The organism is Pseudomonas sp. 10-1B (assembly GCF_000935045.1).
Lineage (GTDB): Bacteria > Pseudomonadota > Gammaproteobacteria > Pseudomonadales > Pseudomonadaceae > Aquipseudomonas.
The window spans coordinates 1-10926 of sequence record NZ_JYKS01000087.1 but is presented as its reverse complement, the minus strand read 5'-3'; the positions used below and the strand labels follow the sequence as shown (position 1 = coordinate 10926).

Genomic DNA, 10926 nt, shown 5'->3' with positions numbered 1-10926 from the left:
ATCGGGAGCGCAGCATCGGGCATCAGGTGGACGCTTGGAATGTGGGGATGATGGATCCCTTACGGAAGATCAGCGTCAGCGTGCCATCGAACTGCCGGGTCGCCGCCAGGTAACGGGCAGCGCCCAGCAGCATGGTGGTATGCCCGTCATGGCCGCAGGCGTGCATGCAGCCCTGGTGCTGGCTGCTGTAGGCAGCGCCGGTGGCCTCGTGGATGGGCAGCGCGTCCATGTCGGCGCGCAGGCCCAGGCGGCGCGTACTGCTACCGTTGCGCAGCACGCCAACCACACCGGTTTTGCCGATGCCGGTGTGCACCTCGTAGCCCCATTCTTCAAGCAGCCGGGCGACCAGCGCCGAGGTGCGGCTTTCTTCGAAGCCCAGTTCCGGGTGAGCGTGGATATCGTGACGGATCGCGTGCAGGTCGCTGGCCACATCGTTCAGCCAGGCCAGGATGTGCTGATGTCGGGACATGTAGAGTCTCCTCGCGCGGGTGGTTTCCCGTTCTTGTTGTTCGCCTTGAGGTCACGACGGATGAGGCAGGTCGTGCTTGGGGGAGAGGTTTACGCGAGGAGAGATGAAGCACAATCGAAACTGGTTTCACATGGTGGAACCTAAAGTGTACGTAAGCGGATGGTCATGGTTGAAAGTCACCGTTAGCGTCAGCGTTTTCCAGAAAAATCGAAATCCACGCATCCATCACATTCCATAAATCAATACCTGGCGTCGGGCTCTCTGGACTTTCATGCCACCAGATAAAGACTTCGCCTTCATATACACCTTTACCCAAGGCTAGATAATCACCCCCTCCATTCGAAAACACCCCTAGCATGTCAGGGAGTGCTGGATAGTCGTCGTCGCACAAGTCCTTGATTGCAACAAAATCCTCCACCCCCGAAGGCCCCATCGTGCCGCCGATATAAAAACCAAAGCCATTGTGCAGGCTCAAGTAAAATTGGCTGAGCCCCGCAGGCAGTCTGTGATTACCGATGACTTCTGAAAGACCAGCACCCAACGGAGCACCTCCTCTATAGAAGTACAAAGCACCTTCTTCACTGAAGACATACATCAGGTAGGGACTATCGCCCACAGCCAAAACAGTGCCTAGCACACATTTATCAAGCCATGCGACTACCCAAGGCAGGCGCTCAGCAAACTCCGACCATGCGGCAGGGATATATTCTTTTTCGGAACACTTGAAACCGAAGTCAAGCCACTGACTGGGAAAGGCAATGTCATGGGGAACTTCAGGGGGTGAGAAATACACGTCATAACCCTTCAGTTCACTCACTGATACGTGACCTCAACGATTCAGGCCAATTCATCTTTAGTCCCTCCATAGGCAGCAGACAAATAAAAGCATTTGACCAAGAGCTGGAAGCCGCAGCCATCATGAAGATGATAGTGCTTATTCGGGCTGAGTGCCTGCACCACCCTTGCCCGAGCGTTCGACCAGCACATAAGCCTTCCATGACAGGCCACACTATCAAAGCCGCTTAGATAACAATAAACTTATCAGCTGAATATACAACAGGCCACCTCCCGGCAAAATACAAGCTCACAATACTCGACCAGGCACTCTCACCTCCATAGTGACACTCAGACACATACTGGCGAAATGCAAAGCAAGCGGCATGTCTAGCTGCCAAACTAAAATCATGCGCCCCTGATACGAATTTATCTTTAGGTAAATTTTTCGTTGATTGCATAACCGCTCTAGTCACCTCAAGCCTACGGCCAAGCAGGTCTCTCTTCTGAATCCAACATATAAAATTCCCATTGACAAAGCATCCCACACATAACATACAATTCAAAAAACGCCAAGACTCACCACATATTACGCAAACAAAGAACTACACCCTGACCATACGCTCAAACACGAACCCGTAACAAAGCAACTCAAAGCTCTCGAATGGCTTGCCTTACCGTCTCACCAATAAACAATTCAAAACTTTGATAAATGATATTTTTCTCCTTGGTGCACTTGAGCGAAAATGCTGTTTCCACTATGACAGGTTCACCAGTCGTCCCGAGTATCGAGGTATCTATGGAATAGATTGGACCATAACCAGACGCTTTAACTACAATCATCGATTCGTCAGCAGCGCCATCGGCTCGAGCGCTTTTTGTCGCGAAAGCTACATTAGGTACACACATCGCCTCGACACCACTTTGAGTAATCCCATAATAAGTATCACCCGCAAATGACAAAGCACCATATTTTTTCAAAAACAGTTTATAGGACAATGGAAATTTAACGTTAAGGGCCTTTTCAAAATCAGCGATTACAGCATCTGTTGTCCCCCCCGCGTACGCAGGATCTTCACCGCTGGCAATGATTTCAGACTCTAGAACATCTATATAGCTCATTTTCTACCCTCAAAAATCTAAAGTTTTGGTTGCCCAATGGACTGTTTCAATTTGCAAGCACCCTCTAGCAAGCCCTTATAAACATCACCACACCCCCAAGCGCGAAAGTTGCCTGACGCATAAACAAGTTAAGTAAACACCCGACACTCAATCATAAGCACCGTCCTTTTGGACGTTTTCGATAAAAATATCCTGCAAGTCACCTTGGATTTCTTCGCCATCTAAACTCACAGTAAAATCACCTTCGAGCTCATCAGGAAAATGGACCCCATCTAATGTCCCCAGCACTACGGAAACGCTGTCCGCGATAACCACCTTAAGAAAATTTATAACATCAAGCTTCTGAGTGTCGTCCAGCAGCGCAATAGCATTGCGAGCCCGAGCAAATGAGTCTTTATCGTTGCAAGCAGGATTAGTGAGCGATTCTTTATATCGAGAGAAATTTTTCTCGAATAGTTCAAAAAAATCGCATCAACGAATTTTTTATCCTCCATGCCTTTACCACTCCCTTTTCTGTATTTCTGGACGTATTGACTTGTTAAAAAATATCAGCGTCTGCTTTTACATTGGCACATTGCATCGGAATAAACACTTACTACCACTCTGTTGAACGGTAAGCGTAGGTGCCGCCGCCATGCGGATTGATGAAGACGTGCCTCTCAAAAAACAACTGGTTTGGGCCGAAACATCGGCCTCAAGCTGAAAAAACATTGATTAACCGAGATAAAGATCTTCACCCTCTTCTGTTTGGACCACCATTTTGTAAACGACACTCCACACATCGCCTTCCTTCGGAAAAGGAGGTGTTTTTCCTCCAAAAACAAAAACAGTGTCGCCAAGTTTAAATCGGTCAGTCGGTCGACCCTCAATACACGAAACTTTAAATTGGTTTAAAAACACCATAGGGAAATCATCCAAGTACGCCCACCTAGGCTCCCCAACCCAAACGGGCGGATCAACCATATAAATAAATTGATCCTTAATTTTCTCCGCTATCCATTTTTTTCTATTTTTGGGGGAGCCTTCTTGCTCATAACTAGAATAAAGATTCTCCAAGAACTTGCTTGCTTGCTCATCATCTACCGAAGCAGAGTTTTTTTCTGCCACTGCGATAGCATCAGCACAAAAATAATTAAATTCAGTAATTGCCATAAACACCTCTTGTAAATATCACCATTGTCAAATGATGCCATTAGGCCTCTACTGAACGGCCTATGCCTCCTGCTACGCGGCCCATCAAGGCTTTCCCGGCGCTCGGACAACCCAACTGCCTCAACTGATTTGCGCGTGTCCATCTGCACGTGTAGGCTCCCGAAATGCCAATGAGGCACTCTCGCAGAGTTCACCAAGGAGGAACCGCCCATGTTCGTTAGTAAAATCATGCTCGATCAGCTAGAGCACGACATGGAGAATAATAGCCGCGAGATGGTGATCATGCCATTAGAAAACTTGAGGATAGACGCCAGGCAGGCCTCTCGCACTCAAGCAATCACCCAACCTCAGCAAGCGTGTACGTTGAATCAGCGCTACTGGCTAGACTGCGCCTGGAGCGGCATGAAATCGACGTACAATGGCATTCCGCATACGATCGTAAACACGAACTACGGCGTATCAGCCGGCATGGCCCTCATTGATATAAAAAATATCAGTATCCTGCTTCGAGACGTCGGCGGCTTCGGCACCGAGGCAAGAATATCGGTACGTAATGGCAAACAATACCTAATAATTACAGGATACCCCGGTTTACGCCGAAAATTGAAAGGGCCCCGCTATAGAATACGGAATGCGCAGTTCCTAGAGCTTGGGATCGGCAAGTACGGCATTCGCGGATCATCAATAAGCGGCTTCAAGCTTTCATGCTGGGTGGCTGTAGGCATTGAAGTTGCTGAGTGGGTATTTAGTGACGAGCGGGTTATGACCGATCTATTCGGAGGCATAGGCGTCGAACTCATAAAGGCAGGCATCGCGACCGCTGTCGGGTATGCAGCAGCAGTCGCCGTAGGAACATTTGCCGCCGCCGCTGCAGCACCCGTTATCGCCGCAGCAATCTTTGTCTTTATCGCTGGCTTTGGACTTAATGCCATTGACAACCACTACGGCATCAAGACAGCTGTCAAGGAGAGTTTGCGATACGCTGTCGCTCACCTTGAGAGCATAAAAGAGCAAATCACAATAATCGATATCCACGAAATCCGGGCAAAAATTGAGAAAACTGTAGCCAACATTGCAGCGCAAACCGCTGAATATCTTTATGACGAAGCGAAAACTTGGGCGCTCAAAAAAGTACAGCCCGGAGAGCTCAAGCTTCCTCGCCTCCCGAGCGTTGGAAACCTCCCGAATCTCGACAACTTTAAACTACCAAAGTTTTAATATCATGAAAAAGACACAGCACCTTGATTTCCACGGCAACCCGTCGCCTTTAAGAATACGACTTGTTGCATCTGCATTCATTCCATTTGCAGTAATTGCCTTCTGCTTGAGCGTGTACTGGCTGGGCCATGACATCTTCCCTCTATATGGCCGCATATATCGAGACGCGCCCATCGTAGAAACGCCTTACCTCGGTTTCTTCCTGTTGATGGGGATACCCGGCCTTATCTATTTGATCGTCGCTGCAACGATTGCCATTTGGCAGGGAAAAAAATTTAATCCCCCACGCAATAGCAAGCTAAGCAAGTTCCAATCTCTCATGCTGCGCGCCTCAATTAAGGCGGCCGTAATTTTGGCTCCAGCACTCATCATTATCACAACCTTAATACTGATGAGCCGAAATTACACGCCTTGCCCTAAACTTCTACTCTCTGGCTCCGCCTGGCAGTTATTCTGGGTCAATGACGAAAGCGCTTGCTTCAAACCAGACCACTACATCAATGACCATTGGCCGTGCAAAGTAATTGATGGCAAAGATATTTGCGTTAAAGCCGATGGAAGGTGACGCTTCAGGCAACTTTCGCACCCTTGACTACCGCACTCTGTCGGCACCTGCACAAATACACGCAAGCATATTCGCAGGCCTGGAACATGCATTCGCGAATTCGGGTCGAGTTCACGAAGCGGCTAATCTGCCACCCTGCGCAGGTTCAAGGCAAGCATGGGTAATAAAGCCTTGAAGGGCAGCGTGAATTGAGCATGGCCGAACCAGAGTGGAACGTGTCCCCCAAGAGCGAACGAAGGATGCCTAAGCCCTATTGCTTTGATTCCACCAAATTCAGACTATTCGCCGCATTGACACTGGCGGCATGCCCGACACGCCATACAAGGCTCCGGCAATGCCCCGCCGTCGCCGCCACACTGTCGGCGTCATCGGCAAGATTGGCCGCCAACAAAATTGCATCCCTGAAATTATCCGTATTCCACACAGCCCACAGCGCGGCTTCCAATGTATCGACCACATACCCGGACGAGCGAATCTGCTCACGGGTTTTGTGCTTGTACTCGCCGGCATTGATGATCAAAGCCCGGGGCTTCAGGGGGCGCACCTTCGGCGACAGCGCCTCTTCCTTGTCCGCGCCATTGAGCGCCAAATGCAACTGCGCACCGAACAACTGTAACCGCACCACAAACCCCACCCTTTACAGGATGGGGTTCATCATCAGCGTGGTATCTGCGGTGAGCAGTTCCACGGCAGCAGTGCTTCGAAGTCTTCTACCGACACCGCCTGAGGCAGCCGCTCCAGTACATGGCGCAGCCACGCATAAGGTTCGCGCCCATTGGCCTTGGCGGTTTCGACCAGGCTGTACAAGTGCGCACTGGCGGTTGCGCCGTTCGGCGTGGCGCTGAAGAGCCAGTTCTTGCGCTTATGCAAGGCTTTGCATAAGCGCAATTATGCTCGGTCGGAAATTATGTCGGGTATGCAGCGCCGGGTGGCAGCGCGCGTGGCTGTCCTCCACTGCCGACTTTGCATAATTTCAGCGATTTCCAGAAACTTGGGCAGGGCGTCAATCTGGGGCAATAACGCGAGAGCGTGCTTCCTGATAGGGCGACGGCCGCAATCAAGTTTCGCTAGGGAGCGGGTTCTACAGGAAGCCACCCAAATTATGACGTGTCCGAAACTCGCTAGGAGGCCCGGAAAGCAGGCGGACTATGCGATCAAGAAACCAAGTACGGGCGAACTGAGCATAATTTCCGACTGCGCATTGCGCCCGATCACAAACGGCCTTATCGCCCGTTCCGCCGGGTTGTTGTCGATTGGCAAGTGCCCCGCTTCGACATAGCGCACCAGTTTGCTCCAGTTATTCGCCAGATAGTTCAGCGCCTTGCCCAGGGCACTTTGCGGCGTCACGTGCGGCAGCGTCTTCTCCAGCCATTTGCTCAGATCGTTCAGGACGGGAACGCTGTGTTCCTGACGCACCCGGTACAGCGTGTCCTCGTCGGCCTGCAACTCACGTTGTTTGCGCTCGATCCGGTACAACGCGTTGATCATGTTCAGCGCCATGTCGGCCCGGCCGGTCTTGCCTTTGGGCTGAGCTGTCTGCGCCTCCACGAATTTGCGCCGCACATGCGCCCAGCAGCCCAGACGCTCCACGCCCGGCTACGGCAGCCACAATGAAATCGGCTGCCAGTTCACTCAGCATGGACCTCATACCTACTAAGCAATATTCGCGCTCCCTCCAAACAACTCAACTGCTTCCTAGAGTTCTTGCATCGTATCCAGCCATATCAAACTCAGGAATTTCAACTTAAAGCCATCAATTGCCTTCAAATAGCCCAACATATTGAAGCCCGTTATAACTCGACTTAATAGGCCTTGACACAACTGTGCCACCATCAGAATACCAAAAAATGGCATTGGCTTTTGTGATACCCAGTTTCAAACATGCCGCTTTGAGATTACCCATCTCACTGAAATCAACTGAAGACTCTGCGAGCACCTGATCCAGGTCAACCTCTTTTTCCCACCTCGGAATTATTCCAATAAAGTCCTCGTCATACCATTCTATACCAATATCTTTGCAAAACCCGCAGATCTCATACGCAGGGTCATCCAACTCCACCGTATAGTCCAATTCAAAATATTTTAGATATTTAGGCTCTAGAGAAAAGTTACTCCCCACCCATACGTGGATTTTTTGGTATCTCTCAATGTCATGCATATCCATCTAACACGCCCCTAACTTCATGTACTCACTACAGTGAGAGCTATTGTGCTAAGCCTTCCGATTTTTAGTTGCATCAATGATTGTGTGCGCAGGCGTCATCAACGAACCTTAACTATTCAATATTGCTGCAAAAATTTCTCAACCAGAGCATACCCTGAAACTGCCATAACAAGATAGTTCTGATACTCCTCGATTGGTAGCACCCTCACCGGATGCCCTTGACGATAAAGGGTGCCCGCCATATTAAACTCAAACTCCTTAAGCGAGCCACCTGCAATAATTCCACTCTTTAACGTTGGCCACTCCCTGGATTTAAGCTTATCAATAGCAGTAAACAGTACGACAAAGGGTCCTCGATAACCCTCAAATTGAAGATACTCAGATCGCCCGATTACATCTCTACCATTACCTACTGACAGCACTGAGAAAGCAAATATATTTTTGAACTTCTGATCCTTACTATTACTTCCAAGCCAAATAATTTGACTTACAGCAGATCTACCATCCTCCATCGGAATGGCAAAATAGTCGCCTTCGCGCATAGATGATTTTTCACTCACAAATCCACCCCCTTCATTTTAGCTAGCGCTCCAGATGATACATTACCCCCAGCTAGGTATGCCCTGCTACATCACACAGCGCAGCATTAGGGTTACTTGGGCTGTACGACCTCATTCTATTCAGTTGGCTATTAACGGAATCATATCAATGTCAAACGCCAAAAATAAGATCACAAAAGTTCCTCGAGCAACGGAACATCGTACGATCTATCCTTGACAATTTTCTTCGACTTCATAGCCGCTTCAATCTGTTCTTTGTCTTGAGGCACCTCGCTCAGTTTCACTGCACAATGTATGAACACGGCAGGATAAGCATACTCATTAGGAGAAGATACGACATCACTTATCGTTCGTTTTGCGGGTATAATACAAGCCAGAATTTTGGAAACATAGAACTCCTCCAACACAGACCTAATATGCAAGCAAACCTCAACAACCGAATTCGAGGATGGCGTTTTTATCGCACCGCCAAGGTCACCACTAAACCGCTTATTCTGCTCGCCAGAGGACATAAAAGAAAAGCTAGCCTCATTGAACAGGTTATTTTTGTAAGGCGGGGTGTAACTTGAAACATACTCATGAATCTTCCCGCCATACACCATCCCTCCAAGCACGTAGGAATCTATGCGTGAGAGGTGATCAAAAAAAAGCTCTGCCACAAACTTTTTACCATGCTTGAATTTCAGCTTGTTCTTTGACGCCACCACACCCTCAAAATGCGAAGCAACAAATTTTAGCTCTTTTAAAAGCTCAGCCTCAAAGTGTAACCGATTCTCGAAACTCATAAATCACCTATCCTTAAGAGCATTGAGCACAGCCTCCTACACAGCACTCATATTCATAGTCCAGCACCCACTCGGGGTCAGCTCCTGCGTCAGTCGCCCCAACAGGTCTTAGTTGCAACCCAGCTTTTCAGCTTCTGTGAGACGATGACTCTCTTCATGTAGCTACATGCTACTTATTATTAAAGGCAAAAACCGCACAACAAACAAGTCAATCCCCCCTCAACTGAAAACACCACAAGCCTTACAGCGGCGATCGGCGCCACTTATCGTCAAAACTCAAAACCTCTCTTCTCTTTATCTTCCAGACACCATCTTTATACACCAAATATATCTTGGAGCACGTTTCAGAACCTTTTGTTTGCTGCACCCGAATCGTTAGTGTTTTTTTACCCGCTTCCAAAGTCTCCAGTTCATCAGTCGCGGGATCATAGGTGGCAGGCCTGATGCACCCAAGATCTATAAGGCGGCCATAGTTAGACTTATCTTTAACAGCATATGCGTCAAATATCCCCTCAAGTTTTCTGGTGTATATTTCTTTCAACTCAGGATCTTCCGCCCCCTGAGCCAATATCTCTTTACGCTGCTCAAAAAGCTCAACTTCCCAGCAGTTCATCTCCCTCATGAAATCGACTAACTCGCAGGGAATGCTAGTCACCACCCTTTCTTTAGCCATATTAACTCCCCAAATACCCCCGAGTTTTTTACCTTTACGATACACGTCATAGGTTATGGGCGCAGGTGAAATATCGCCTATACCCTGAATCATCATGAGTTCCCATCATTCTAGTCCACGCCAAGGGCTTCCTGCGGTAGTGGCAACCCAGGCCCAAGGCGTGGCTGTGGATCACCATCAGACCTTCGGCGTAGCTTAAACTGCACACGATGTCGCCATTGCGGTTGACCACCAATGAGCCGGCCATGTTCGTCGTAGCGATACTGGGTGATGACATCGTCCGTCTATCGCGCTCAGATAACGTGATTAAATACGTGACTTCACCCCGAGAGCGACAACGGTTTATAAAAACCATATAGCAAAATAAAATATAATTGCAAACCGCTTCCACTCCACTACAAGAAGGTATAGCAAATAGTTCTGAAACGCGAGCGATTCACGTCGTCAAAACTATTTAACCCTCCATTCCACACTCCAATTTTTCACGCAACAAAATTTGCACATATTTAGTAATCCGCTAATCAGGAAAGACTCCGGAACAATATAGCCCCAGCAATTCTTCCACCCACTCATTATCAAAAGACTTAGATATCGATTCAGCCGCTAACCCTATGTCGTCCGATATGTATCCTGCAGCATCCGAGTTATGAGTCAAAGCATATATTCTTTTAAAGACATACTCACGAATATCATTTACAGCCTTTTCGTCACTTGCAGATGAGTACTCACGACTTTTTAATCGCTCAAAGGCACTGGCCCACACGGAGCCCAAGTCACCCTTATCACGCTTATCTAACGCCTCATCCCAATCATTTACACTGGACACAACAGCTTCAAAAAAGCCATCCTGCTGAATTCTCATTTTCAAACCATTCAAGGACTCTATTTTCATCTTAACCCGCTCCCTTTAATTAAATCTACCCCTGCGCACGGCGTCATACTCTCACCCAGAACATGAGTACCCGTGTCGCATTATCGAGGTCCAATTGGCTCACGTCGCCTGCCACAGCCGAGTACTTGACCGCTTTACTTTTGCGCACTAGAACATCCTTATAAGCAATTGAACTGGTTTATAGCTCATCAAACAAGCTGGGGCCATTAACCTTAAGAGACAACTCAATCATATACCGTACCTATTCAATTGCCGGCCGTCGCCCCAAAGACTCGAGATATATCTCCTGCAGTTCCTTCCACAGATTCCCAATCCAGTCTAAGGGGATATCTCCAACAATCAATTCATTTTTATTCGGTACATTCCACCATCCCATCGTTAAATCTCCTCAACCGGCTATGGAGCTTAAGATTGTTTTTGCCACCGAGACTCGATGTTTTCATGGAGGCTATTTTCTAAATACAGTGGCGCCATCCCGGATGGTTGAAGCGTAGCACTTTACCTCTGGCCAAGTTGGAGACCCGAGGGAAGTATCGTACGACAGCCTGGGGG

10 protein-coding genes and 5 pseudogenes are annotated in these 10926 nt (G+C 48.5%); 2 read left to right on the top strand and 13 right to left on the bottom strand.

Features of this window, described 5'->3' with window-relative positions; all coding sequences use genetic code 11:
* Positions 1 to 61: 61 nt before the first annotated feature.
* From TZ03_RS27345 to TZ03_RS27330, 5 genes and pseudogenes are all read right to left on the bottom strand, one after another.
* Positions 62 to 469 (bottom strand): annotated as a pseudogene (locus TZ03_RS27345) (M20/M25/M40 family metallo-hydrolase); the annotation flags it as partial.
* Between the two features lie 163 nt (positions 470 to 632).
* Positions 633 to 1286, bottom strand: a complete 654-nt coding sequence (locus TZ03_RS27340) for a hypothetical protein (protein ID WP_051101435.1) — start codon at positions 1284 to 1286, stop codon at positions 633 to 635.
* A gap of 608 nt (positions 1287 to 1894) precedes the next feature.
* Positions 1895 to 2365: an SMI1/KNR4 family protein gene (locus TZ03_RS27335; RefSeq protein WP_051101434.1), complete on the bottom strand. Its 471-nt coding sequence runs from the start codon at positions 2363 to 2365 to the stop codon at positions 1895 to 1897.
* 147 nt (positions 2366 to 2512) lie between these two features.
* Positions 2513 to 2859, bottom strand: a pseudogene (locus tag TZ03_RS29465) (hypothetical protein).
* 220 nt (positions 2860 to 3079) lie between these two features.
* Positions 3080 to 3517: a hypothetical protein gene (locus TZ03_RS27330; RefSeq protein WP_051101433.1), complete on the bottom strand. Its 438-nt coding sequence runs from the start codon at positions 3515 to 3517 to the stop codon at positions 3080 to 3082.
* Between the two features lie 210 nt (positions 3518 to 3727).
* Here TZ03_RS27330 and TZ03_RS27325 point away from each other — a divergent pair, with 210 nt between their 5' ends.
* Positions 3728 to 4735, top strand: a complete 1008-nt coding sequence (locus TZ03_RS27325; protein WP_051101432.1) for a hypothetical protein — start codon at positions 3728 to 3730, stop codon at positions 4733 to 4735.
* Positions 4736 to 4739: 4 nt separating this feature from the next.
* A complete protein-coding gene (locus TZ03_RS27320; RefSeq protein ID WP_236692912.1) occupies positions 4740 to 5300 on the top strand; it encodes a hypothetical protein in 561 nt (186 codons plus the stop codon).
* 297 nt (positions 5301 to 5597) lie between these two features.
* Here TZ03_RS27320 and TZ03_RS27315 read toward each other — a convergent pair.
* The 8 genes and pseudogenes from TZ03_RS27315 to TZ03_RS27280 all read right to left on the bottom strand — a co-directional run.
* Positions 5598 to 5913 (bottom strand): annotated as a pseudogene (locus TZ03_RS27315) (ADP-ribosylglycohydrolase family protein); the annotation flags it as partial.
* 44 nt (positions 5914 to 5957) lie between these two features.
* A pseudogene (locus TZ03_RS27310) lies at positions 5958 to 6161 on the bottom strand (transposase domain-containing protein); the annotation flags it as partial.
* 336 nt (positions 6162 to 6497) lie between these two features.
* Positions 6498 to 6896: pseudogene (locus TZ03_RS27305) on the bottom strand (IS66 family transposase); the annotation flags it as partial.
* Positions 6897 to 7053: 157 nt separating this feature from the next.
* A complete protein-coding gene (locus tag TZ03_RS27300; protein WP_051101428.1) occupies positions 7054 to 7464 on the bottom strand; it encodes an immunity 22 family protein in 411 nt (136 codons plus the stop codon).
* A gap of 116 nt (positions 7465 to 7580) precedes the next feature.
* Positions 7581 to 8024, bottom strand: coding sequence for a hypothetical protein (locus TZ03_RS27295; protein ID WP_152645558.1), 444 nt, complete (start codon positions 8022 to 8024; stop codon positions 7581 to 7583).
* Between the two features lie 170 nt (positions 8025 to 8194).
* Positions 8195 to 8809, bottom strand: a complete 615-nt coding sequence (locus TZ03_RS27290; RefSeq protein WP_051101426.1) for a hypothetical protein — start codon at positions 8807 to 8809, stop codon at positions 8195 to 8197.
* 241 nt (positions 8810 to 9050) lie between these two features.
* The gene (locus TZ03_RS27285; protein WP_236692911.1) at positions 9051 to 9578 is read right to left on the bottom strand and encodes an NTF2 fold immunity protein; all 528 of its coding nucleotides are present in this window, start codon (positions 9576 to 9578) and stop codon (positions 9051 to 9053) included.
* Between the two features lie 421 nt (positions 9579 to 9999).
* Complete coding sequence (locus tag TZ03_RS27280) at positions 10000 to 10374, bottom strand: hypothetical protein (protein ID WP_051101425.1); 375 nt, start codon at positions 10372 to 10374, stop codon at positions 10000 to 10002.
* Positions 10375 to 10926: the final 552 nt, after the last annotated feature.